The following is a 22,639-nucleotide window of genomic DNA, read 5'->3' on the forward strand; positions in this document are numbered from 1 at the left end:
TCAGTTTTGTTAACTGGTAAACAAATTTGCTAGATTGCCAGAATAGCTCACCGTCTGGGGTGGGACGAACTGCGGGACTGGGGGAGTGCATGAGGTTCGATGTGGTGATTGTCGGTGGCGGTGCGGCGGGGTTGAGTGCCGCGCTCGTTCTGGCTCGGGCTCGGCGGCGAGTGATGATCGTCGATGCTGGTAACCCGCGCAATGGTGTCTCCGAGCACCTGCACGGGTACCTGACGCGGGACGGGCAGAGTCCGACGCAATTACTTGCGGCCGGACGCAAGGAGGTTCTCGAGTACGGCGGCGAAATGACGACTGGCACCGCAATCGGAATCGAGCAAACGGAGGACGGTGGATTTCTGGTGCAAACCGACGCGACTGCGTCGCTGGAGGCACGGACTGTTCTGGTGGCGACGGGGTTACGTGACGAGCTGCCGAACATCGCTGGGCTGCAGGATCGCTGGGGAGTCGACGTTTTGCATTGTCCCTACTGCCACGGGTACGAGGTTCGTGATACGCCGATCGGTGTACTCGGGGGTGACAACAGGCCGTTCACCATTCATCAGGCGTCGTTGGTGCGCCAATGGTCGGACGATGTTGTCTTCTTTCCGAATCGCATCGAGCTGACCGGCACCGAGCGGGAGCGGCTGACTGTGAGGGGGATTCGCATCGTAGAAGGCGACGTGGCCGGGGTCTCGGTGGCAGACGGTCGATTGGACGGCGTCGAGTTGGCCTCCGGTCAGGTTGTTCCGCGGAGTGTGGTGTTTGTCGGTCCACGGTTTGTTCCACGCGACGCTTTGCTGACTGACCTGGGATGTGAAGCTGACGAAAATGGTTGGGTGGTAACTGATCCTGCGGGAAGTACCAGCATGCCTGGTGTATGGGCCGCTGGGAACGTGTCGGACTCGCCTGCACAGTTGATCACCGCCGCCGCCGCTGGGTCGAAGGCTGCGATTGCCCTGAATCACTATCTGCTCGAGCAGGATATCGTGCGAGCGGTCGCGACCGCGACCGAACTTCAGCCGAGTGTGACCGGAAGCAGCCCTCGCGGGGTCTCCTGAGCGATCTGTTCCAGCGCAGACTCCAACGTCGGAAATTGATACTGGAAGCCGCTGTCCGCGAGCACCCCTGGTAAAACCCAGCGACTCTTCGTCACCAGTTCAGCCTCGGTGCGGATGATTCGTGCGCCGAACTCGAGCATCCAGCCCGGCGTCGGAAACCCGTATTGTCGGCCAAGTTTCGCTCGTACCATACGCATCATGTCGGTGTTGGTTACCGGATACGGGGATGCGATATTGACCGGGCCTGAGATCTCCGGATGCTCGTAGATGTGGATGACCGAGCGAACGACATCGGAAATGTGTATCCAGCTGAACATTTGTCGTCCGTCGCCCATTCTTCCGCCGAAACCCATTCGGGCCAGGTTCACGAAGGGGTTGATTGCTCCGCCGCCGGCTCCGAGAACGATCGACATTCGTAACGCCACTTTACGAACGGGGGTTGGGGCTGAGAACAATTCGTGTTCCCACGCCCGCGCGACCGCGACGGAGAATCCCTTACCCAGCTCTCCGTTCTTCTCATCCATCGGTCGATCCCGCGCGTTTCGGTAGATCGTGCCGGTACTGGCATTCGCCCAGAGCGAGGGTGGTTGCGGTGTACGGGCCAGTGCGCGACCCAACAGTGCGGTCGTTTCCACGCGGGAGGAGAAGATTTCGTCGGCATTGCGCTTGTTGTATCGGCAGCTCACAGAGCGTCCGGCGAGGTTGATCAGCAGATCCGCGCCGCTGAGTACGTCGGCGACACCTTGCTCGTCGGACCAGGTGGCATCGCTCGTTCCTCCGCGGCCGATCGTCCGAATCTCGACCCCGTTCGATTCGAGCGCTCGAAGGAGAGATTGCCCTATGTAACCCGACGCCCCACATACAACGACAGTCTTCATGATTTTTTGTTCCGCTCTGGAGAAACGACTTTGGTCATCAGGGCGGCGACGTCGCCGACCAGGCCGCGGGCCACTGGCAGCCGCGCGAGGGTGAGCGCTTTGGCGATGATCGGGACCAAGCCGTCGACCAGGGATCGGGTACGAGTTTGCCCCGGAGACGGGTCGGTGACCCAGTGCAGCGTCACGCCCAGATAGCTGAGCCACAAGAGTGTGGGGAGCTGGGTCTCCAAGGACGCCGGCGTCTTCTGCTTCGACGCCGCCAGTGCTTCGCGCATCAATTCGACGGCCATCGATCTCGCATCACTCGACTCGGCCGAGAACGGGCTGGACGGCGATTCGGTGGGCAGGGCGACGTGCAGAAATGCGCTACCGAACCCGTGATAGGGCCCCATGACATCGAGTCCGGTGTGCAGAACGATCGCGAGATTTTCCGCGAGTGAGCCACCTTTGCGTAGGAGTGGGAGCGCACGCTCTCGGTGATCACGTTGGATGACGAGATACAGCTCGTGAACCAGTTCGTCTTTGCTGGCGAAGTAGTAGTAGGCATTCCCGAGGGAGACACCTGCCTCAGTCGCGATCTTGCGCATGGTCGTCGCTGCGAAGCCTTCGTCGCGGAAGAGCCGCAAAGCTGTTGCCACCAGCTTTTCCCTGGTTTCGATCCCGCGACTGCTCATGGGCTCCCTTCCTTTGAACGTGTTCAAGTTCAGCGTACGCCTTGAAGTTGAACACGTTCAAGAGTCGATCTGTTGCGAGGAATATAATAAGCGCGCATACTAAAATCATGATTGAACTTGCGCTCGGTTCGCCAGGTGGTCGGCGATGAACGCCTGGTTAGGGGTTGTCTCGGCCGAACATGTGCGTCGCGCAGTGGATCTTGGGATCGCGCAGATCGGGCACGGGAAGAGGTCCGGATTGGCGCGGATGAAGGCGGGCGATGTGCTTGTCTACTATTCGCCGGTCGAGTCCATTGGTGATCGAGATCCGTTGCGCGAGTTCACAGCCCTCGGTGTGATCGAAGAGGGTGAGATCTGGCAGGCGGACGAGGGGTGCTTCAAGCCGTTTCGGCGTCGAGTGCGATACGAGCCGTTCACGCCCGTTCCTCTCGGCGACGTACGGAGTCGATTGGCATTGACCTCGACACCGAACTGGGGGTATCAGCTCCGCCGAGGCTTGATTCCGTTGGATGGCAACGACGTCGAGATTCTGCGCTCGACAACGAGCTGACACACTGACGCTGTGGTGAAGAAACTGGAAACCGACTTCGAGGATGCTGGCGACAGTCCGGGTCTGATGTTGTGGCGTGTCACCAACGCGTGGCAGGCCTCGATTCGCGCGGCGCTGCGGCCTTTCGACCTGACTCACGTGCAGTTCGTTCTGCTCGCCGCACTGACCTGGCTGGACGCGGAAACACCGATAACTCAACGCGATCTTGCCGAGTACGCGCGCACCGATCCGATGATGACGTCACAGGTGATACGGACCCTCGAATCCAAGAAATTGGTCGAACGACGTCCACACCCGACGGACGCTCGGGCACGCTCGGTGGTGGTGACCCAGGCGGGTGCGGCCCTGGCAGGCAAGGCAAATCGTGCGGTCGAAGCATCGGATCGGGAATTCTTTGCCGCTCTCGGGGATCGTCAGGCGGCCTTTGTTGCGATGCTCGGCGTGCTTGACCGAAAGTAGCAACCCTCAGTTTTCAAGGGATAACTCTGAAGTGATCTGCAGCAGTGCATATTTGGCTTCCAGCCCGTCCAGCAGGGATTCCAGCGCGAGTTCGAAACTGGCACCGTCGATTTCCGTAGCACGCTCGCGCAACAGATGTGCTCGCGTGAGGTGCGGGTAACGCTCGGCGTAGATCGCCGGATCGTCCACGAATCCGCCGGAGAACGTCGCTGTCGCAGCGCCCATGACCACGTACTTGACGGAAGCGCCGATCAGTGTTGCCGTGCGCTGCGGCCATCCGGCCCGCACCAGGCCGCCGTGGATGGCGTTGGCGCGGTCAAGGGCGATGGGCCTGACGCTCGGACCGTAGGCCAAGTAGGGAACGATATTGGGATGCTTGCCCAGGGCGGCGTGGTAGGACCGCGCCCACGTGCACAGCGCACCGCGCCAATCGTCAGAGTCGAAGCCGCTCACGTCGACGGACTCCATGATGACGTTCGCGACGTCGTCGAGTAGCTCGTCCTTGTTGGCGTAATGGCTGTACAGCGATGGTGCTTGCACGCCGAGAACGGTGGCGAGTTTGCGCATCGAGAAGTCGGTCAAACCGTGCTCGTCGACCAATTTCAGGGCGGTGTCCCTGATGATCGGCTTGCTCAGTAGTGGAATCCGCGGTCGCGCCATCGCACACCCTTTCGTGTGAAAGTACTGGACAACCTTACACCGTGAGTTTATTATCCAATTAACCTAACAGTGTTCGGGAACGTGGAGGATCAGATGACGCGGGTGTTCGAGAACAAGGCCGATCTCCTGGGGGCGGTCGGTGAAACGCTGGGCTCGAGCGAGTGGGTCGAGGTCACCCGCGAGATGGTCCATCAATTTGCCGACGCGACCGGTGACCATCAGTGGATTCACGTCGACGACGAAAGGGCAAAGCGTGAATCACCTTTCGGCGGTCCGATTGCCCACGGGTATCTGACTCTCTCGCTCCTGCCGCTTCTGTCGAAGTCCGTGTACCGCATCGACGGGGCGAAGATGGTCATCAACTACGGGTCCGACAAGGTTCGATTCCCGAGTCCGGTGCCGGTCGGAGCCAAGGTTCGAAACACTGCAGTGCTCTCCGCGATTGAAGAGTTGCCGAACGGTTCGCTGCAGAGTCAGATCACCAACACCGTCGAGATCGAAGGCGTGGACAAGCCAGCCGTTGTTGCGCAGACCGTCGCACGAATCTTGTTCTGAAATCCTGCCAGAAGAAAGCAGACTCCATATGAATCTCGAATTGACCGGTGAGGAAGTTGCGTTCCGCGAGGAGATGCGAAAGTTCTTCACCACCGAATTCTCGCCCGAACTTCGTGCACGTGTAGCGGGATTCGGAAAGCTGACGCGTGAAGACATCGTTGCGGGCCAACAGATTCTGAACGCACACGGACTGGCGGTTCCGCACTGGCCGGTCGAATGGGGTGGCAAGGACTGGACTCCGGTACAGCGCCACATCTATTCCGAGGAAATGCAGTTGGCGTCGGTACCCAACCCGTTGCCGTTCAACGTGAGCATGGTTGGGCCCGTTATCGCAGCCTTCGGCTCGCAGGAGCAGAAGGAGAAGTTTCTCCCGGCGACGGCTAACGCCGATATCTGGTGGTGCCAAGGTTTTTCGGAACCAGAAGCCGGTTCGGATCTCGCTTCACTCAAGACGGCTGCTGTCCGTGACGGCGCGGATTACATCGTCAACGGTCAGAAGACGTGGACTACTCTCGCGCAGCACGCCGAGTGGATCTTCTGTCTGGTTCGGACAGATGCCAGTGCCCAGAAGCGTCAGGCAGGAATTTCGTTCCTGCTCATCGATTTGGCGACTCCCGGCATCACGATTCGTCCCATCAAACTGATCGACGGCAGCGTCGAGGTCAACGAGGTGTTCTTCGACAACGTCCGTGTTCCTGCGGAAAATCTTGTCGGCGAGGAGAACAAGGGCTGGGACTACGCCAAGTTCCTGCTCGGCAACGAACGCACGGGGGTCACACGGGTCGGGTTCTCCAAAACCCTTGTCGCCACGGCAAAAGAGAAGGCGCGGGAGGTTCGCGTCGGAACCGGCACCCTCCTCGAGGATCCGTTGTTCGCGGCTCGGTTGGCCGAGTTGGAAAACGAATTGCTTGCACTGGATCTGACTCAACTGCGAGTTGTGGCGAGTTCGGCAGACGGAAAGCCGAATCCGGCATCCTCGCTGCTCAAGCTCCGTGGCTCCGAATTGCAGCAGGCAGCAACGGAATTGCTGATGGATGTCGCCGGACCGGACTCTCTGCCGGTAGACATCGCCGACATCGACTCGCCGGAGTGGGCGCAGCAGGCGGCGCCGCGCTACTTGAACTACCGGAAGGTTTCCATCTACAGCGGATCAAGTGAGGTGCAGCGCTCCATCATTGCCTCCTCGATCCTCGGATTGTGAGCATCTGACATGAATTTCGAACTCGACGACGAACAGACGATGCTTCGCGACACAACGCGCGAATTACTCAGCCGCAGCTACGACGCGGAGAAGCGCAACGCCACCTCGGCCACTGACGAGGGATGGAATGCCTCGGTGTGGAAGCAGTTCGCCGAGCTCGGGCTGCTCGGCCTGCCATTCGCGGAGGCCGATGGCGGGATGGGCGCTGGGCCGGTCGAGACCATGGTGGTGATGACCGAACTGGGCCGCGCGCTTGCACCCGAGCCGTATTTGGGTGGTGTTCTGATCCCCGGTGGATTGATTGCTGCGATCGGTTCGGCAGATCAGCGGGCGCGACTCCTGCCGGCGCTCAGCGACGGGACCACGTTGTCGGCCTTTGCCCATACGGAACCTGGCACGCGCTGGCCGGTCGCCACTGTCACGACCGCGGCATCGAAGGCGGGATCGGGGTGGACGATCACCGGCGTCAAGAACCCGGTTCTGCAGGGCGACAGCGCGCACGTCGTGATCGTCAGTGCCACACTTCCAGGCGGCGGCACCGGGCTCTTCCTGGTGGATGCAGAAGGCTCGGGTGTCACACGGAGCACGTACGCCACCCACGACGGCCGTCGCGGCGCGCAGTTCACGTTCACCGATGCCGCGGCCGAACAACTTGGTGAGGGCGGCGATGTCACGGTGGCGATCGTTGACGCAGAGGTCCGGGCGCAGGCAGCTCTGTGCGCCGAGGCGATCGGAATCATGACCGAGGCGCTGCGACTGACGACGGATTACCTGAAGCAGCGCAAGCAGTTCGGTGTTCCGCTCGCGAAGTTCCAGACGCTGACTCATCGTGCGGCTGACATGTACGTGGCGCTCGAACTGGCGAGCAGTATGAGTCTGTACGCGACCATGGCCATCGCCGACGGAGTGATCGATCCGACCATCGCGTCGCGAGCGAAGCTGGCTGTCGGTCGTGCCGCGCATCAGATCGGTCAGGAAGCAATTCAAATGCACGGTGGTATCGGTATGACAGCCGAGTATCCGGTCGGGCACTACGTCTCGCGGCTGGTGGCCATCGAACACACTTTGGGCGCATCGGACGATCACCTCAGGGTGCTGGCCGGCGGCGTCTCGAACTATTCGATGGTTGACGTCACCGAGTAGATCGGTGGGTGAAGATAACGGGAGGTCATGCGCAGGTCGCGTGGCCTCCCTTGTCTGTGCGGGGGCCGGCCCGCGGTATTCGAGGTCGAGTAAAATCCCTGTGATCAGTCCGAGAAGAGAAAGGGATCGAAGTGACCGCGCATACCGAGCAGCTCGAGTTCCAAGCAGAAACACGTCAGCTGCTGGATCTGATGGTTCATTCAATCTATACGAACAAGGACAGCTTCCTTCGTGAGTTGATCTCCAACGCTTCGGACGCGCTGGACAAACTCCGCCTCGAGTCGTACCAGGACAAAGACCTCGACGTCGACGTCTCCGATCTGCATATCGAGATCGACATCGACAAGGCGGCACGCACCCTGACCATCCGCGACAACGGCATCGGAATGTCGCGTGACGAGGTCGTCGACCTGATCGGCACGCTCGCCAAGTCCGGCACCGCCGAGGTGCGTCGTAAGCTCAAGGAAGCCAAGGATGCAGCGGCATCGGAAGAACTGATCGGTCAGTTCGGCATCGGCTTCTACTCCACGTTCATGGTGGCGGACAAGGTCACGCTGCTGACCCGCCGCGCCGGTGAAGATCACGCGACGCGCTGGGAGTCGACCGGCGAAGGCACGTACACGCTCGAGCATGTGAATGAGGCGCCGCAGGGCAGCTCCGTGACCCTGCACCTGATGCCCGAGGATTCCGAGAACGGCCTGCACGACTACACGTCGGAATGGAAGATCAAGGAACTGGTCAAGAAGTACTCCGACTTCATCGCGTGGCCCATCCGCATGGATGTCGCTCGTACGTCGACGCCGGCGGAGGGCGAAGAGCCCGAGGTCACCATCGAGACCGAGACGATCAACTCGATGAAGGCTCTCTGGACTCGCTCCAAGGACGAGGTGTCCGAGGACGAGTACAAGGAGTTCTACAAGCACGTCAGCCACGCCTGGGACGAGCCTCTCGAGGTCATCCCGATGAAGGCCGAAGGTACTTTCGAATACCAAGCGCTGCTGTTCATTCCGTCGACGGCGCCGTTCGATCTGTTCATGCGTGAGCGCAAGGCCGGCATCCACCTCTACGTCAAGCGCGTCTTCATCATGGACGACTGCGAAGAGTTGGTGCCCGATTACCTGCGCTTCGTCAAGGGCGTGGTCGACGCACAAGACCTCTCGCTCAACGTCTCTCGTGAAATTCTGCAGCAGGACCGGCAGATCGCTGCCATCCGTCGTCGTCTGACCAAGAAGGTCCTCTCGACCATCAAGGACATGAAGGCGAACGAGCCCGAGAAGTACTCGACCTTCTGGACCGAGTTCGGACGCGCGCTCAAGGAAGGCCTGATGGCCGATGCCGACAACCGCAAGACGCTGCTCGACATCTCTTCGTTTGCCTCGACCAACAGCGAAGAGGGCGTGACCACTCTCGCCGAGTACGTGGAGCGCATGAAGGACGGCCAGGAACAGATCTACTTCATGACGGGCGAATCCCGTCACCTCATCGAAAGCTCTCCGCATATGGAGGCTTTCAAGGCCAAGGGCCTCGAGGTTCTGGTTCTCACCGACCCGGTGGACGAGATGTGGGTCGACGCTGTCTCGGACTTCGACGGCAAGACCTTCCAGTCGATCGCCAAGGGCGAGGTCGACCTCGACACCGAGGACGAGAAGAAGGCGGCCGAGGCCGAGCGCGAAGAGAAGGAGAAGGAATTCGGCGAGCTGCTGACGTGGCTGACCGAAACCCTGTCCGACGACATCAAGGAAACGCGTCTCTCGACGCGACTGACCACCTCGGCTGCCTGCATCGTCGGCGACGCGTTCAGCATGTCTCCGACGCTCGAGAAGATGTACAAGGCTTCGGGTCAGCCTGTTCCGCACAGCAAGCGCATCCTCGAGCTCAACCCGGAGCACCCGCTTGTCTCGGGTCTTCGGGAGGCGCAGGCCGCCAACGACAATGCGGAGAACCTGACTGAGACGGCTCAGTTGCTCTACGGCATGGCGTTGCTTGCCGAGGGCGGCGAGCTGAGCGACCCGGCGCACTTCACGCGCCTGCTGGCCGATCGTTTGGCCCGCACAGTCTGATCTGGTCCTAGCTGGCTCGAACTCCCGGCACTCACCCTCATTGGTGAGTGCCGGGAGTTTTTTCTTTGATCGTTTTCTAATGAGGACCGTTTCTGTCCGCAATGACTTCTAACGTAGTTCTCACAGGGCAAAGAACCCACGAGCGAAGGAAAAACATCATGAACGCACCGACCACCACCGTCACCGGCGAGCGCGCGGATCTCCTCCAGAGCCTGCGTCAACATCGTGAATTCCTTCTCTTCACGGTCAAGGACCTCACCGACGAGCAGGCTGCTTCGAGGCCGACCGTGAGCGAACTGTGCCTAGGCGGATTGATCAAGCATGTGGGTCAGGCGGAGAAGGGTTGGGTCGACTTCATTCTGGAAGGCCCGGCCGGACTTGGCGGGGACTTCGACCCGACCCAGTGGTCGGAAGAGATGCAACAGGAACGGGCGAACGAATTTGCCATGGTCGAGGGTGAAACCTTGGCAAGCATCGTTTCCGAGTACGAAGGGATCGCGGCCAGGACCGACCAGTTGGTGGCCTCGCTGGACAGCCTCGACATCTCTCATCCACTTCCGAGCGCTCCGTGGTTCGAAGCCGGCGCTCGCTGGTCAGCGCGGCGCGCATTGCTGCACATCATCGCCGAGACGGCCCAGCATGCGGGCCACGCAGACATGCTTCGTGAAGCCATCGACGGCTCGAAGACGATGGGTTGATCGACAGCTCGATCAACCGGGATGTTTACACATCACACAAATATGTAACACTAGTGTCTATGAGCACCGAAAAGTCTGCCTTGCAACCGCCGATGCAGTGGGACGCCTGGGGCGATCCGGCCAAGAAGCGTGAACTGTCGGACGCAGTCACATCATTGTTGACCGGATTTCTCGGTGTGTCCGCACCGACTCGCTCGCGCCTCGCCATCGAAGACGTTCAGGTGACTCCGTCCGCCCTGGCTCAGTCGCACGTCGAGGCGCTGGCTGGGCTGGTCGGGGCCGAGTACGTCAGCACCGAGGATTCGGATCGAATCCTTCGGGCCGGTGGCAAGAGCACCCCGGATCTGCTTCGCCGTCGTAGCGCCGAGCCGCAGGACGCACCGGACGCAGTCGTCACTCCAGGGACAGACGCAGAGGTCGAGCAGGTTCTCCGATACTGCTCTGCCAACCGGATCGCAGTGGTCCCGTTCGGTGGTGGCACCAGCGTCGTCGGCGGGCTCGATCCCATTCGTGACGGGTTCGACGCAGTTCTATCTCTCGATCTGCGCAGGTTCGATCAGCTCGTCGGGTTGGACGAGGAATCGGGCATTGCGACGTTCGGCGGCGGAACCACCGGCCCACGGGCCGAGGAGCTTCTGCGTGAGCACGGTTTCTCGGTCGGGCACTTCCCGCAGAGCTTCCTGTTCGCCACTCTGGGCGGGTTTGCCGCCACCCGGTCTTCGGGGCAGGCGTCGGCTGGATACGGACGCTTCGAGGACATGGTCCAGGGCCTCACCGTTGTCACCCCGAGCGGTGTGGTCGAGACCGGGCGTGCGCCGGCCTCTGCCGCAGGCCCCGATCTGGGTGAGCTTTTTGTCGGCTCCGAGGGGACATTCGGCGTCATCACGCACGTGCGTGTCCGGGTTCACCGCCTGCCCGAGACCACCGTGCGCGAAGGGTGGAGTTTCCCCGACTTCGCCACCGGCGCAGCAGCATTGCGTGAGCTGGTCCAGGAAGGATCGGCTCCGACCGTACTGCGATTGTCCGACGAGGCCGAGAGCGGCGTGAATCTGGCGACCACCGACAAGATCGGCGAGAACGCCTTCACCGGTGGTTGCCTCGGCATCACCACCTACGAGGGCACCGCTTCGCACACCGCTGAACGGATGGCGGAGGCCCGAGCAATTCTCACCGCTCACGGTGGGACTTCGCTCGGTGAGGAGCCCGGAAACAGTTGGGAACACGGGCGATTCGATGCGCCGTATCTGCGTGACGCTCTTCTCGACGTCGGCGCACTGTGTGAAACCCTCGAGACAGCAACCACCTGGGGTAACCTCGCGAACCTGCGCTCCTCGGTCACCGAAGCGCTGACCAAGGCTCTCGTCGAGCAGGGGACTCAGCCGCTCGTCATGTGCCACATTTCTCACACGTACAAGACCGGTGCTTCGCTGTACTTCACAGTAGTCAGCGCGCAGACCGAGGATCCGATCGCTCAGTGGCACAAGGCGAAAACTGCCGCTGGCGATGCGATCATCGCCGCCGGTGGCACGATCACCCATCATCACGCAGTCGGAGCTGACCATCGCCCGTGGATGAAGGACGAGATCGGCGAATTGGGCGCGAATATCCTTCGCGCAGTGAAGAATGCAGTTGACCCTGCCGGCATCCTCAATCCTGGAAAGCTGATTCCGTGACCGAAACCCGCAGTCAGATCGAGAAGGTTACCGTCCTGATCAATCCGATGGCGGGACATGGTCACGCGCCTGCGGCCGGACGCAAAGGTGTTGCGCGACTGCGTGCTCGGGGAGTTGCCGTCACCGAGATCATCGGAACCGATGCCGACGACGCCAAGAAGTTGGCGCGTCGTGCGATCGAGGAGGGTACCGACGCGCTGGTGGTGGTCGGCGGTGACGGTGCCATCAGCATCGGATTGCAGGCTGCCGCGTTGACCGATACTCCTATCGGACTCATCCCGGCGGGCACCGGTAACGATCACGCCCGTGAGTTCGGCATTCCCACAGGCGATCCCGAGGCAGCCGCCGATGTGATCGCCGACGGCGTCGTGCAGCAGTCCGACCTGGCGAAGATCACGCTTGCCGACGGTTCCGTCGTCTGGTCGGGAACGATCATCGCGAGCGGATTCGATTCGCTGGTCAGTGAACGGGCCAATCGGATGTCGTGGCCCAAGGGACCGATGCGCTACAACTTGGCGATGCTCGCCGAGTTGGCGAAGATGAAGCCGCTGCCGTACCGGATCGAACTCGACGACGAGGTCATCACGGTGGACGCGACGCTCGTGGCTGTCGGCAACGGCCGCTCGTACGGTGGCGGCATGCTCATCACTCCGGGCGCGTCGAAGTCTGATGGGTTGCTGGATCTGACCGTCGTCGGGCACGGTTCGAGGTTGCGTCTGGTGCGCCTGTTTCCGCGGGTGTACAAGGGAACTCACGTCTCCTTGGATGCGGTACAGACGTATCGGTCGAAGAAGGTCCGGTTGGTCTCCGAGGGCATCATCGCCTACGCGGACGGCGATCGGGTGGGGCCGTTGCCCATCACGATCGAGGCAGTTCCCATGGCGCTCAACATCTTGACGCACACTCGGATCTGAGTTGGTTCTGCCGGTCACGCGGTAGCAGTGGTGTAAGACTTCTCGGATGAACGAATCGAGGAAGTCGGTGCACCGCCGCACTGCGTGGACGTCGGAGCGGTGGCAGCTCACCACCGACATCCCCTTGACCGCTGCGGCCTGCCTGTTCTTGGTGGCGTACGCGTACCAAGTCCTGGCGCAACCGACTGGCTTCCCGCATCGCCTGACCGAATGGATCATGTGGGCCGCGTGGTTCGTATTTGCCGTCGACTACGCAGTTCGCCTGTGGTTGGCTCCTGCACGCGGTCGCTGGTTCGTCAGGCATCTCTTGGATTTGGCGATGGTGGTGCTACCCATGCTGCGTCCCTTGCGCCTCCTTCGATTGGTCACCCTGCTTGCAATAGTCCACCGCTCGAGCGGGCAAAGCTTGCGTGGACGAGTGGTTGTTTACGCCACCGGGGCTACGGCCTTGCTGATCGGTGTCGCGGCACTGGCCATGCTCGACGCCGAGCGGCACGCTGAGGGCGCCGCCATCACGTCGTACGGGACGGCGTTGTGGTGGGCGATGGAGACGGTTACGACCGTCGGTTACGGAGACATGGCTCCTGTCACTACAACCGGGCGCCTGATCGCCGGAGCGTTGATGATCGGCGGAATTGCATTGCTGGGCATCGTGACTGCCACACTCGCTTCCTGGTTGGTCGAGCGAGTGGCGGAACAGGACGAGGCAGGGCAGGCCGCGACGCGTAAGCAGGTGGCAGATCTGTCCGTGGAGGTCCGAGCTTTGGCCACCCGCACGCACCGAGTCGATCTCGCGTCCGTCGATACCGATTCGCTGCGTCGCGAACTGGCGTCGAGGGGAGTCGTGGCGCAGCATGCACCTTCGGACAATTGACCCGCAGTACAGCAAACAATAGAACGATGGTCTGATAATCTTGCGTGATGGTGGCGACCCATGGATTCCAGCGCGCGCGCAGGCCCGAGCAGATCGAAGCACGTCGGTGCGCGATTCTCGACGCAGCTCGCGCGATGCTCGGGTCCAAGCCAGTCGCAGACATCAGTCTGCGTGAGCTCAGTGAGAGCGTCGGCCTCGCGAAGTCGAACGTGCTCCGGTACTTCGACAGTCGCGAGGCCATCTTTCTCGAAGTGCTCGACGAGAACTGGGTAGCGTGGCTGGACGGGTTGTCCGAGTCGTTGACTCCGACCAGTGACGACTCACCGTTTGCCGCTGAAATTCATGTGGCATCCGCGGTTGCGGAATCGCTTGTCTCACAGCGGTTGCTGTGCGAGTTGATGAGCGTCATGGCCGGTGTCCTCGAAAGAAACATCTCCGTCGACTTCGCCCGTGACTTCAAGAAGCGGGCGACGGTCAACTCGGGAAGGTTTGCGTCGCTGGTTCATTCGCAACTGCCCCATCTCTCGGAGGGCGACGCCGCTCAATTCGCCAAGGTAACCCTGGTGATCGTTGCCGGCTTGTGGCCGACTGCCGAGCCGACGGAATCCATGGTCGTCGTACTGAACGAGATGCAGGCGCCCCCAGCCTCCGACATGTTCGCAGTCGGCCTGCGTGAAGGTCTGATCAACCAGCTCGTCGGGTTGTCGGCGCGAGCGGCAACCCGAACGAGCTGAGAACGATCAGGCGCTGTGCAGCGTCAGAACGGTTATCTCGCTCGGTGCGAACACCCTGAAGGGCGGACCCCAGAATCCGGTTCCCCGGCTGGTGTACAGCTGCGTACGTTCTCCGTGCCTGGTAAGCCCGTGTACCGACGGTTGATCGAGTTTCACCAGAAAGTTGAAGGGCCAGATCTGTCCGCCGTGGGTATGACCGGCGAGCTGCAGATCCACTCCCGCGGAAGCGGACTGAGTAACCTGCTTCGGTTGGTGGGCGAGCATCAGGATCGGCAATTCGGGGTCGGAGCCGGCCAGGGCCATGTCGAAGTTCGCGCCGTGTCCGTCGAGTTTCGATCCCAACGCTGTCGCATCGTCGACTCCGGCGATGACCAGTCTGTCTCCGCCCTTGGTGACGACGAGGTGGCGGTTGTGCAGCGCGTCCCAGCCGATCGAGGTCATGTAGTCGAGCCACTCCTGAGCCTCGTGGAAGTACTCGTGATTGCCGGTCACGTAGACGCGAGCGAGCCCGGCTTCGACCGATGCGAGGGGGGTCGCTTGGCCGAGGCGCTGCTCTACCGTTCCGTCGGCGATGTCACCGACGTGGGCCACGATGTCGGCGTCGAGATCGTTGACTGCCGCGATCACGCGCTCGGACCACTTCTCGCGATTGATCGGCCCGAAGTGAGTGTCGGTGATCGCGACTACCCGAAGTTTGTCCATCCCCGCACCAAGGCGGGGGATGGTGACGTCGACCTGCTTGATCCGTGGCAGTCTCATGGCTTCCCGGTAGCCCCAGATCAGCAGAAGGGCCGAGATGATCAGTGCGGCAACGGCGACAATTCTCGATCGAAGCGGGTCATCCACGCCGCCGACGAGCAGTCCGAGCCTCAGAACTTCGCCGAGCAGGGTCCACACGAACACGACCCAGATGATTCCGAGGAGGGCGTCGCCGATCAGGCGAACTGGATCGCGGTCGGTGTGTCCGTGGCTGAGCACCATACTGGCAGGCAGGGCGATCAAGAGGGTGGCAAACAGAACGGTGCCGAAAACTGCCACCGCCGTCGGCCAGTCCGGCCGGATGAACAAGCTCCACCACGGGTACACGAACAACAGAGCCAAGATCGACGCGACAATCGCGGATATGGCAACGATCCGCAACGGTCTGCGGCGCGGAACTCGAGCGACGTCGGTCGCCTGGGGTGTAGTCACCCCGTCCAGAGTAAAGGTCCACTGGTCTATTAACAAGGGGACAGTGGTCCGCTATCGGGATGTCGGTGTTCTCGGATAGGTTTCCGAACGTTGAAACTCGGCCAGTGATCAGGTGGGTGGCGCATGGAGAAGTACGACGTCAAGAAGGCATACAAGGATCTCTACTCGCCTGGGCGCCGCGATTTTGCCCTCGTGACCGTTCCCCGCTTCGGCTACTTCGTCGTCGACGGTCACGGCGACCCCAACACTGCCACCGAGTACTCCGAGGCGCTCGAAGCGCTGTATTCGGTGTCCTACTCGGCAAAATTCGCGAGCAAGAAGGAATTGGATCGCGACTTCGTCGTTGGCCCGCTGGAAGGGTTGTGGCGGGCAGATGATCCCGAGGTGTTCGTGACACGGGACAAGGCGGCTTGGGATTGGACGATGATGATCTCGCAACCGGAATGGATCGCTCAGGCCGAACTGTCTGCGGCGATCGCCTCAGTTCGAGCCAAAGCGGTCCGCGCCAAGAAGAACGTGGCGGCTTTGGACAAGGTCAGGTTCCTCGAATTGGAGGAGGGCCTGTCCGTCCAGATTCTTCACGTAGGTTCCTACGACGACGAGGCCCCCACCTTGGACCGCTTGCACAACACGTTCATCCCGTCGAACGGCTTCAGTTTCAACGGCGATCATCACGAGATCTACCTCAGTGATGCGCGCCGGACGCCGCCCGAGAAACTGAAGACGGTTCTGCGTCAGCCTGTTTCGAGGTAGCAATCAGGGCTCGAGGCCGCGCAACTTCTCGAGGTCACGTCGCTCGCGCTTGGTCGGTCTGCCGGCGCCGCGATCACGTCGCGGAATGGACGCAATCAGTTCGGGCGGTGGTGGGGGCGGCGAATTGTCCTGCAGGCAATCGGCGGCCAGCACCGCGCTGACTCGCTTCGTGATCGGCTTGACCACGACGACAATGCGTTCGATGCCGGATACACGCACCCGCACCTCGTCGCCGGCTTTCACCTGCTGAGCCGCCTTTGCCGACGTTCCATTGACCCGAACGTGTCCCGATCGGCAGGCCGTCGCCGCCTGCGAGCGTGTCTTGAACAGCCGAACCGCCCACGTCCAGCTGTCCACGCGAACACTGATCGCGTCGGAGGGGAGTTGGGCTGGCACGCACTCCAGCCTACCGACGAGTGCTCACAGACCCTGCGCGCGGATGCCCGAGTAGGCGCGCGGCGCATACCGCAGTCGTAGCGGCAGCAGATGCCAGAACCGATCTGTCAATGTCAGGAAGCGGGCGAACCAGAAGTACATCCGTTCGTCGCGCGGCGTCCATTCCCATTCAAGGGTCTTGCGTGCCTTCTCCGGCATCAGTGCCTTGCCGATCCAGTTCGCCACGGCCATCGTGGGGCGAGAGCTAAGACGCCACAGCCACGTCGGAACCTTCGGAGCCGGTGCGATGTCGTGCTCGGCGATGCGCGTCGACCATTTTGTGGTGTGGGTGTTGATCAGGTGGTTGTCGAGCATGTCTTCCCAATACGTGCGGAAGCTGGCGTAGTCGTCGAAAGCCGGTCGATCGGTGAGTCCGTAACAGCGCCACCAGGTTACGGCCTCACGGACAAGTTGGTCCTTCTGCTCCTGCGTGAACTTCTTGTACGCGAATCGCTCGTTGAAATCGAGAATCACCTCGAAGAACGTGACGTGTGTCCACCAGAAAGTGTCAGGAGTGAGGGCGTGGTAGCGCCCGCCGGTTTCGTCGATTCCTTTGAGATCGGTGTGGAAGTTGCGAACGAGCGTGCCTGTGCCCTCTTCGGTCCGGTCGTACACGACGCCGTAGATGGGCGGCAGTGAGCGGAACAGGCGGTCGAGCGGGTTGTCGAAGAAATTCGAATGATCCTGCAGCGCTCCACTTACCGCGGGATGCATGTTCTGCAGCGTGCCTGCGCGTCCGAGATACAACAGACCGCGAACGTCGCCGAAGTGCGTCCACGTCAGGGAGCCGGGGCCGATCGGATCGGCTCGCAGTTCTCGAGGCTTCGATCGACGAGTGCCCGTGTCTGCGTCGCTGCTCATCAGGGTGCCCCTCCGCCTGCCATCATGTGACAACGGTTGTTGTCACATGATGACTTTTACTGCGCTACGCGAATTTGTCAATCGATTCGACAAGATCTGTCCGAAAACAACTCCGGCCCCTCACCTGCAACAGGTGAGGGGCCGGAAGAGTGAAGCGGTCGGACTCAGGCGTATTCGTAGAACCCGCGACCGGTCTTCTTGCCGAGACGACCGGCGTCGACCATGCGGCGAAGCAGCGCCGGCGGAGCGTAGTGCGGTTCTGCGAATTCCGCGTACAGGGACTCTGCCGCTGCGAGGGCAATGTCGAGACCGACGGTGTCGAGCAGCGTCAGCGGACCCATCGGGTAGCCGCAGCCGCCCTTCATGGCCTCGTCGATGTCTTCTGCTGTGGCGTAGCCGGATTCGAGCATCCGGACTGCCTGGCACAGGTAAGGGATGAGCAGAGCGTTGACGATGAAGCCTGAGCGGTCGCCCGCGCGAACCGTCTTCTTGCGCAAGGTGTTCTTGGCGTAGTCGGTGACGGCGAGAACGGTCTCTTCGGACGTCGTCAGGCTGACCACGATCTCCACGAGCGGCATGACCGGCACGGGGTTGAAGAAGTGAACGCCGACAACCTGGCCGGGGCGCGAGGTGGCCTTGGCGATCTTGATGACGGGGATCGACGACGTGTTGGTCGCCAGAATGCCTGCAGGCTTGACGATCTTGTCGAGCTTGCCGAAGATCTCGTACTTGAGAGCTTCGATCTCGGGAGCAGCTTCGATCACCAGGTCGCGATCGGCGAACTCTTCCATGTCCAGGGTGACGCGGACGCGTGCGATCGCGGCGTCGGCTTCTTCCTGGGTGATCTTGCCCTTGGCTACGCCGCGGTTGATCGACTTGGCGATCCGTTCGCGAGCAGCGGCGGCAAATTCTTCTTTGGTTTCGAGCACCAGTACCGAGCTACCGGCTTTTGCACAAACTTCGGCAATGCCGGCACCCATGGTGCCGCCGCCGATTACGCCTACGAGTTCCACGATTCTCCTCAAGATTCTTCAGACAGGGGTCAAGCCCCCGTGCGCGGTTAAGGAGTCTATGGACTGCCTGACCGCGCACAGGGCCGGAGGCCCTACTTCAGTAGCGCACGCGACATCACGACGCGCTGAATCTGGTTGGTGCCCTCGTAGATCTGCGTGATCTTGGCGTCGCGCATCATGCGCTCGACCGGGAAGTCGGTGGTGTAGCCGGCGCCACCGAACAGCTGCACGGCGTCGGTGGTGACCTCCATGGCAACGTCCGAAGCGAAGCACTTCGCTGCAGCGGAGATGAAACCGAGGTTCTTCTCGCCGCGCTCGGCGCGAGCAGCGGAGGTGTAGACCATCAGACGTGCGGCTTCGACCTTCATTGCCATGTCCGCGAGCATGAACTGAACAGCCTGGAAGTCGCTGATGGACTTGCCGAACTGCTTGCGATCCTTGGTGTATGCCAGAGCCGCGTCGAGTGCGCCCTGGGCCAGGCCGACAGCCTGAGCGCCGATGGTGGGACGCGTGTGGTCGAGGGTCTCGAGTGCCGTCTTGAAGCCGGTGCCCGGTTCGCCGATGATGCGGTCACCGGGGATGCGGCAGTTCTCGAAGTACAGCTCAGCGGTGGGGGAGCCCTTGATGCCGAGCTTCTTTTCCTTCGGTCCGACGACAAAGCCCTCGTCGTCCTTGTGGACCATGAAAGAGGAGATGCCGTTTGCGCCCTTGTCGGGATCGGTGACAGCCATGACGGTGTACCAGGTCGACTTGCCGCCGTTGGTGATCCAGCACTTGGAGCCGTTGAGAATCCAGTCGTCGCCGTCAGCCTTCGCGCGGGTACGCATCGAAGCGGCGTCGGATCCGGCTTCACGCTCGGACAGTGCGTACGACGCCATTCCGCCGTTCACGAGGTCCGGGAGCACCTTGGACTTCAGCTCTTCGGAACCCTTGAGGATCAGGCCCATGGTGCCGAGCTTGTTCACGGCGGGAATCAGCGAGGAGGAGCCACAGACGCGGGCGACTTCCTCGATGACGATGCAGGTGGCGACGGAGTCGGCGCCCTGGCCGTCGTAAGCCTCGGGAACGTGGATGGCGTTGAAGCCAGACGCGTTGAGAGCGGTGAGCGCTTCCTCGGGGAAACGTGCGTTCTCGTCGACGTCCTTGGCGTACGGCGCGATTTCCTTCTCGGAGAGTCCGCGGATAGCAGCCCGCAGTTCGTCGTGCTCTTCGTTCAGCGCGAAGAGATTGAAATCCGGGTTTCCTGCCATGGGAACGCTCCTTGGTGAAGGTGGCTTGAAGGCGGTCGGTGCGGCTCCGGCGTTACCAACGAGATTCGCGGACAGACCGGTGCCAATGACCCCAGTCAAACACGGCACTGAGTGCCAGGTCAAGGGATGGGCGTGTGAAGTTACGGTGCACGAGCGGTGTCAGCCGAGTTGTTCGTGGATTTTTCTGCTGATCTCCTCGACGGACGTGCCCGGGGGAAAGGCTACTACCAGCACGGACTTCGATTCTGGCGTGCTGGTCTTCGACTCGGGTGCCACGCCGTACGTCCGCCGAACGTCGAGCAATGCCTGGCTCAGCGCATCGGCTGTGGCGTCTTCGTCGCCTTTGATCATGCTTCGCAAGAGGTAGTTGTGGCACGCGGTGACAGCTGCGGCAAAACCGACAACCTCGAGGACCGGTTCGCGGGGAACAGCGCTGCGCAGGTAGTCGACGAAGAGGCGCTCATAGCGGAATCCGGTGACGAGTTCGCGGTCGCGAAGAGCTGGAACATGCTGTACGACGCGGTATCGCCGCATCGAAAGGTCACGGTTCCGGCGGAAGAAATCGAAGACCAGTCCCGCGGCCTCGCACACGGACGCCCAGGGGTCGGCGGAATCGGACGCGAGGAACTCGGCCACGTGTGCGAGGAGGGACTCGTGATCGGCGAAGATCACGTCTTCCTTGGAGCGGAACTGCCGGAAGAACGTCCGGCGCGACACACCGGCGGCAGCGGCGATCTGCTCGACGGTGGTGGCTTCGTACCCGTTCTCCGAGAACAACCGGATCGCTTGAGACGCGACGTGTACCCGAAACTGTGCGGGGTCAGTTCCGGGCAGGTCTGCGCGTTCACTCATGGGGACAAGTATTGCGCCTGTTCGCGCCATCCCGGTGTGGCGGGCAGCAACCGCATGCCGATCGGTTCCATCTCAACGGTGTGCGGTGGACGTGAATTGGTAGGTTGCCGCCTCGACGATCTCGTCAGGGGTAATAGCGATCTCCTCGTTCAGCCACGCGGTGACCAATTCGGCAAGGCCCCCGACGAAGAGCAGTCCGTTGATCTGACCTTGATGAGATGGCCAAGCTCGGTCGCCGTACATTCGCGAGGCTTCGTCCGCGACCATTTGCGCGAAGCCGTGCAGTACCGCGCGCCGGTGTGCGCGAAGGGGCTCGTATGCAGCGGATTCGATCATTGCCACACGCCCCTTGCGGGGATCGTCGGTGAGGAGGGTGACGAACGACGCGATGGCATCTCGTACGCGCTGCTCGAGCGTCCCGTCGCTCGCTCGTAGTGCGGTCAGGCCGGCGTCGCGAACCTCGTCGGCAATTCCGTCCAGGATTGTTTTCAGCAGTTCGTCTCTGCTGGAAAAACTTTCGTAAAAGTAGCGTTCCGTCAACTTGGCTCGCGCACAGATCGCGGTCATCGTGGCGCCTCGACTGCCTGCGACAGCGAATAGTTCCAGCCCTGCCTCGAGTAAGCTCTCGCGCCGCAATGCTGAGCGCTGGTCGCCGCTGAGGCCGGCATACCGCCGCGGCGTCGGAGAAGTCATAGGTCGATATTGACAGACGCAACCACTGTGACGCAGACTACAGTCAATCTGACAGGATGCACTGTCAGATTGAACGAGAGTAGAGGTCGCAGTGTCCAAGATCCTGGCTCGTCCCCCCGTGAACTCGCAGTTGCACCCGATTTCGGGCCGTTCCGGGCTGCCTCTCGTCGGGCACGCTCTTGCATACATCCGCGATCCACTCGCATTGATGCAAGAGAACTGGGATCGATACGGCGAGGTCTCTTGGTTCTCGATGGTCGGCCGGCAGTGGATCGCTGTTCTCGGACCCGACGCGTGCCAGGAAGTGCTGCAGAACAAAGATCGGGCTTTTGTGAACAGCGACGGCTGGTCGGTGCTTATCGGCCCCTTTTTTCACGGTGGGCTGATGCTTCTCGATTCGGAAGAACATCTACGGCATCGTCGAATCATGCAGCAGGCGTTCACTCGGACTCGGATCGAGAAGTCTGTCGACGTTCTCAATCCGGCAATCGACTCGGCGCTCGACACATGGACCCCCACTGACGGATTTCGTGCATACACAGCGCTGAAGACACTCACCCTCGATCTCGCCACCGACATCTTCATGGGCGGTGCCGAAGGAAGTACCGAAAGCGAAATATCTTCGGTGAAAAAGGCTTTCGTGGATTGTGTGCAGGCGGCTACTTCTCTGGTCCGCTACCGGGTGCCGGGGACCAGATGGAAGCGAGGACTCGACGGCCGCCGGGTCCTCGAAGACTTCTTTCGTCGCTACCTGCCGGCGCGTCGAGCTCGCGCAACCGATGATTTGTTCTCCGTGCTCTGTCACATCGAATCCGAAGCAGGACAACGCTTCAGTGACGACGAAGTGATCGACCATATGATCTTCCTCCTGATGGCCGCACACGACACTTCGACGATCACCCTTTCCACGATGATGCAATATCTAGGTCAACATCCGAAGTGGCAGGACAGGTGCCGTGCCGAGTCGCTCGCTCTGGGGACCTCGACGCCCAGCTATGCAGATCTCGACGGCCTGAGCAGCCTTGACCTGGTGATGAAGGAATGCCTCCGACTCGTCTCTCCCGTACCGGTCATGGCGCGGCGAGCGGTCCGCGACACTCAAGTACGGGGTCACTTCGTGCCTGCGGGAACGTATGTTTCTGTCGCCCCTCACTTCACGCACCACATGGCGCAGTACTGGCCTGATCCCGAGCGTTTCGATCCCGAACGTTTCGCCGAGAATCGACGCGAAGACAAGGTTCATCGGTACGCGTGGGAACCGTTCGGAGGTGGAGTGCACAAATGCCTGGGAATGCACTTCGCCGGCGCCGAGATCAAGGCAATCATGCACCACCTCCTCATGCGCTTCGACTGGAACGTCGACGCAGATTACGTCGCTCCGCTCGACTTCACGTCCTTGCCGTTCCCTTCGGACGGGCAACCTGTCGATCTGCGCCGGCGTCACAGTTCGGTGCGCTGAG

The 22,639-nt window shown here is 61.4% G+C and carries 24 protein-coding genes; 14 read left to right on the forward strand and 10 right to left on the reverse strand.

Annotated elements, in window-relative coordinates:
* Positions 1 to 89 precede the first annotated feature (89 nt).
* The gene (locus tag CPI83_RS05205) at positions 90 to 1,058 is read left to right on the forward strand and encodes an NAD(P)/FAD-dependent oxidoreductase (RefSeq protein WP_060938000.1); all 969 of its coding nucleotides are present in this window, start codon (positions 90 to 92) and stop codon (positions 1,056 to 1,058) included.
* Here CPI83_RS05205 and CPI83_RS05210 read toward each other — a convergent pair.
* Positions 1,016 to 1,936 (reverse strand): TIGR01777 family oxidoreductase, encoded by a 921-nt coding sequence (locus CPI83_RS05210; RefSeq protein WP_097386898.1) that lies wholly within the window; start codon positions 1,934 to 1,936, stop codon positions 1,016 to 1,018. The two genes, CPI83_RS05205 and CPI83_RS05210, sit on opposite strands and share 43 nt — an antisense overlap.
* A complete protein-coding gene (locus CPI83_RS05215) occupies positions 1,933 to 2,610 on the reverse strand; it encodes a TetR family transcriptional regulator (RefSeq protein WP_097386899.1) in 678 nt (225 codons plus the stop codon). Before CPI83_RS05215 ends, CPI83_RS05210 begins: the two co-directional genes overlap by 4 nt.
* Positions 2,611 to 2,755: 145 nt before the next feature.
* Between CPI83_RS05215 and CPI83_RS05220 the strand changes: the two genes are divergently transcribed.
* Positions 2,756 to 3,160, forward strand: coding sequence for an EVE domain-containing protein (locus CPI83_RS05220; RefSeq protein ID WP_019745260.1), 405 nt, complete (start codon positions 2,756 to 2,758; stop codon positions 3,158 to 3,160).
* A 12-nt stretch (positions 3,161 to 3,172) separates the two neighbouring features.
* Entirely contained in the window at positions 3,173 to 3,619 is a 447-nt protein-coding gene (locus CPI83_RS05225; RefSeq protein ID WP_020970755.1) for a MarR family transcriptional regulator, read from the forward strand.
* Between the two features lie 6 nt (positions 3,620 to 3,625).
* Here the strand turns inward: CPI83_RS05225 and CPI83_RS05230 are convergent, their stop codons facing one another.
* Entirely contained in the window at positions 3,626 to 4,279 is a 654-nt protein-coding gene (locus CPI83_RS05230; protein ID WP_097386900.1) for a TetR/AcrR family transcriptional regulator C-terminal domain-containing protein, read from the reverse strand.
* A 93-nt stretch (positions 4,280 to 4,372) separates the two neighbouring features.
* On the opposite strand from CPI83_RS05230, the gene CPI83_RS05235 reads away from it, so the two are divergent.
* From CPI83_RS05235 to CPI83_RS05275, 9 genes are all read left to right on the forward strand, one after another.
* Positions 4,373 to 4,834, forward strand: a complete 462-nt coding sequence (locus tag CPI83_RS05235; RefSeq protein ID WP_020909091.1) for a MaoC family dehydratase — start codon at positions 4,373 to 4,375, stop codon at positions 4,832 to 4,834.
* A gap of 28 nt (positions 4,835 to 4,862) precedes the next feature.
* On the forward strand, positions 4,863 to 6,035 hold the full coding sequence (locus CPI83_RS05240; protein WP_097386901.1) for an acyl-CoA dehydrogenase family protein: 1,173 nt from the start codon (positions 4,863 to 4,865) through the stop codon (positions 6,033 to 6,035).
* Between the two features lie 9 nt (positions 6,036 to 6,044).
* Positions 6,045 to 7,178 (forward strand): acyl-CoA dehydrogenase family protein, encoded by a 1,134-nt coding sequence (locus CPI83_RS05245; RefSeq protein ID WP_097386902.1) that lies wholly within the window; start codon positions 6,045 to 6,047, stop codon positions 7,176 to 7,178.
* A 131-nt stretch (positions 7,179 to 7,309) separates the two neighbouring features.
* Positions 7,310 to 9,238, forward strand: a complete 1,929-nt coding sequence (gene htpG / locus CPI83_RS05250) for a molecular chaperone HtpG (RefSeq protein ID WP_019745254.1) — start codon at positions 7,310 to 7,312, stop codon at positions 9,236 to 9,238.
* A 158-nt stretch (positions 9,239 to 9,396) separates the two neighbouring features.
* Positions 9,397 to 9,936, forward strand: a complete 540-nt coding sequence (locus tag CPI83_RS05255) for a DinB family protein (protein WP_097386903.1) — start codon at positions 9,397 to 9,399, stop codon at positions 9,934 to 9,936.
* 92 nt (positions 9,937 to 10,028) lie between these two features.
* Positions 10,029 to 11,609 carry an FAD-binding oxidoreductase gene (locus CPI83_RS05260; protein WP_024487438.1) on the forward strand — a complete coding sequence of 527 codons (1,581 nt, stop codon included), beginning with the start codon at positions 10,029 to 10,031 and terminating at the stop codon, positions 11,607 to 11,609.
* Complete coding sequence (locus tag CPI83_RS05265; RefSeq protein ID WP_003940547.1) at positions 11,606 to 12,523, forward strand: diacylglycerol kinase; 918 nt, start codon at positions 11,606 to 11,608, stop codon at positions 12,521 to 12,523. Before CPI83_RS05260 ends, CPI83_RS05265 begins: the two co-directional genes overlap by 4 nt.
* A 46-nt stretch (positions 12,524 to 12,569) precedes the next feature.
* A complete protein-coding gene (locus CPI83_RS05270; protein ID WP_029256219.1) occupies positions 12,570 to 13,397 on the forward strand; it encodes a potassium channel family protein in 828 nt (275 codons plus the stop codon).
* 47 nt (positions 13,398 to 13,444) lie between these two features.
* Complete coding sequence (locus CPI83_RS05275) at positions 13,445 to 14,131, forward strand: TetR family transcriptional regulator (RefSeq protein ID WP_021332017.1); 687 nt, start codon at positions 13,445 to 13,447, stop codon at positions 14,129 to 14,131.
* Between the two features lie 6 nt (positions 14,132 to 14,137).
* Here CPI83_RS05275 and CPI83_RS05280 read toward each other — a convergent pair whose 3' ends face one another.
* Positions 14,138 to 15,322 carry a metallophosphoesterase gene (locus CPI83_RS05280; protein WP_029256218.1) on the reverse strand — a complete coding sequence of 395 codons (1,185 nt, stop codon included), beginning with the start codon at positions 15,320 to 15,322 and terminating at the stop codon, positions 14,138 to 14,140.
* A 123-nt stretch (positions 15,323 to 15,445) separates the two neighbouring features.
* Here CPI83_RS05280 and CPI83_RS05285 point away from each other — a divergent pair, with 123 nt between their 5' ends.
* Complete coding sequence (locus CPI83_RS05285) at positions 15,446 to 16,075, forward strand: GyrI-like domain-containing protein (RefSeq protein WP_097386904.1); 630 nt, start codon at positions 15,446 to 15,448, stop codon at positions 16,073 to 16,075.
* 3 nt (positions 16,076 to 16,078) lie between these two features.
* On the opposite strand, the gene CPI83_RS05290 is transcribed toward CPI83_RS05285, so the two are convergent.
* From CPI83_RS05290 to CPI83_RS05315, 6 genes are all read right to left on the reverse strand, one after another.
* Positions 16,079 to 16,471 carry a S4 domain-containing protein gene (locus CPI83_RS05290; RefSeq protein ID WP_029256216.1) on the reverse strand — a complete coding sequence of 131 codons (393 nt, stop codon included), beginning with the start codon at positions 16,469 to 16,471 and terminating at the stop codon, positions 16,079 to 16,081.
* A gap of 24 nt (positions 16,472 to 16,495) precedes the next feature.
* Positions 16,496 to 17,371, reverse strand: a complete 876-nt coding sequence (locus tag CPI83_RS05295; RefSeq protein WP_069145625.1) for an oxygenase MpaB family protein — start codon at positions 17,369 to 17,371, stop codon at positions 16,496 to 16,498.
* 164 nt (positions 17,372 to 17,535) lie between these two features.
* Complete coding sequence (locus CPI83_RS05300; protein WP_003940434.1) at positions 17,536 to 18,384, reverse strand: 3-hydroxybutyryl-CoA dehydrogenase; 849 nt, start codon at positions 18,382 to 18,384, stop codon at positions 17,536 to 17,538.
* Between the two features lie 92 nt (positions 18,385 to 18,476).
* The gene (locus CPI83_RS05305) at positions 18,477 to 19,634 is read right to left on the reverse strand and encodes an acyl-CoA dehydrogenase (RefSeq protein WP_003939784.1); all 1,158 of its coding nucleotides are present in this window, start codon (positions 19,632 to 19,634) and stop codon (positions 18,477 to 18,479) included.
* 159 nt (positions 19,635 to 19,793) lie between these two features.
* On the reverse strand, positions 19,794 to 20,486 hold the full coding sequence (locus CPI83_RS05310) for a TetR family transcriptional regulator (RefSeq protein ID WP_097388126.1): 693 nt from the start codon (positions 20,484 to 20,486) through the stop codon (positions 19,794 to 19,796).
* Positions 20,487 to 20,558: 72 nt separating this feature from the next.
* Complete coding sequence (locus CPI83_RS05315; RefSeq protein ID WP_024487440.1) at positions 20,559 to 21,179, reverse strand: TetR/AcrR family transcriptional regulator; 621 nt, start codon at positions 21,177 to 21,179, stop codon at positions 20,559 to 20,561.
* 91 nt (positions 21,180 to 21,270) lie between these two features.
* Here CPI83_RS05315 and CPI83_RS05320 point away from each other — a divergent pair, with 91 nt between their 5' ends.
* Positions 21,271 to 22,638: a cytochrome P450 gene (locus CPI83_RS05320; protein ID WP_060938012.1), complete on the forward strand. Its 1,368-nt coding sequence runs from the start codon at positions 21,271 to 21,273 to the stop codon at positions 22,636 to 22,638.
* Position 22,639: the final 1 nt, after the last annotated feature.

The organism is Rhodococcus sp. H-CA8f, from assembly GCF_002501585.1.
In the GTDB taxonomy this organism is placed as follows: Bacteria; Actinomycetota; Actinomycetes; order Mycobacteriales; family Mycobacteriaceae; genus Rhodococcus_F; species Rhodococcus_F erythropolis.

Bases quoted from the DNA above. Each gene is read 5' to 3' on its own strand.
- CPI83_RS05205 (WP_060938000.1), top strand. From the start codon at position 90: ATGAGGTTCGATGTGGTGATTGTCGGTGGCGGTGCGGCGGGGTTGAGT.
- CPI83_RS05210 (WP_097386898.1), bottom strand. From the start codon at position 1,936: ATGAAGACTGTCGTTGTATGTGGGGCGTCGGGTTACATAGGGCAATCT.
- CPI83_RS05215 (WP_097386899.1), bottom strand. From the start codon at position 2,610: ATGAGCAGTCGCGGGATCGAAACCAGGGAAAAGCTGGTGGCAACAGCT.
- CPI83_RS05220 (WP_019745260.1), top strand. From the start codon at position 2,756: ATGAACGCCTGGTTAGGGGTTGTCTCGGCCGAACATGTGCGTCGCGCA.
- CPI83_RS05230 (WP_097386900.1), bottom strand. From the start codon at position 4,279: ATGGCGCGACCGCGGATTCCACTACTGAGCAAGCCGATCATCAGGGAC.
- CPI83_RS05235 (WP_020909091.1), top strand. From the start codon at position 4,373: ATGACGCGGGTGTTCGAGAACAAGGCCGATCTCCTGGGGGCGGTCGGT.
- CPI83_RS05240 (WP_097386901.1), top strand. From the start codon at position 4,863: ATGAATCTCGAATTGACCGGTGAGGAAGTTGCGTTCCGCGAGGAGATG.
- CPI83_RS05245 (WP_097386902.1), top strand. From the start codon at position 6,045: ATGAATTTCGAACTCGACGACGAACAGACGATGCTTCGCGACACAACG.
- CPI83_RS05255 (WP_097386903.1), top strand. From the start codon at position 9,397: ATGAACGCACCGACCACCACCGTCACCGGCGAGCGCGCGGATCTCCTC.
- CPI83_RS05260 (WP_024487438.1), top strand. From the start codon at position 10,029: ATGCAGTGGGACGCCTGGGGCGATCCGGCCAAGAAGCGTGAACTGTCG.
- CPI83_RS05270 (WP_029256219.1), top strand. From the start codon at position 12,570: ATGAACGAATCGAGGAAGTCGGTGCACCGCCGCACTGCGTGGACGTCG.
- CPI83_RS05275 (WP_021332017.1), top strand. From the start codon at position 13,445: ATGGTGGCGACCCATGGATTCCAGCGCGCGCGCAGGCCCGAGCAGATC.
- CPI83_RS05285 (WP_097386904.1), top strand. From the start codon at position 15,446: ATGGAGAAGTACGACGTCAAGAAGGCATACAAGGATCTCTACTCGCCT.
- CPI83_RS05295 (WP_069145625.1), bottom strand. From the start codon at position 17,371: ATGAGCAGCGACGCAGACACGGGCACTCGTCGATCGAAGCCTCGAGAA.
- CPI83_RS05305 (WP_003939784.1), bottom strand. From the start codon at position 19,634: ATGGCAGGAAACCCGGATTTCAATCTCTTCGCGCTGAACGAAGAGCAC.
- CPI83_RS05310 (WP_097388126.1), bottom strand. From the start codon at position 20,486: ATGAGTGAACGCGCAGACCTGCCCGGAACTGACCCCGCACAGTTTCGG.
- CPI83_RS05315 (WP_024487440.1), bottom strand. From the start codon at position 21,179: ATGACTTCTCCGACGCCGCGGCGGTATGCCGGCCTCAGCGGCGACCAG.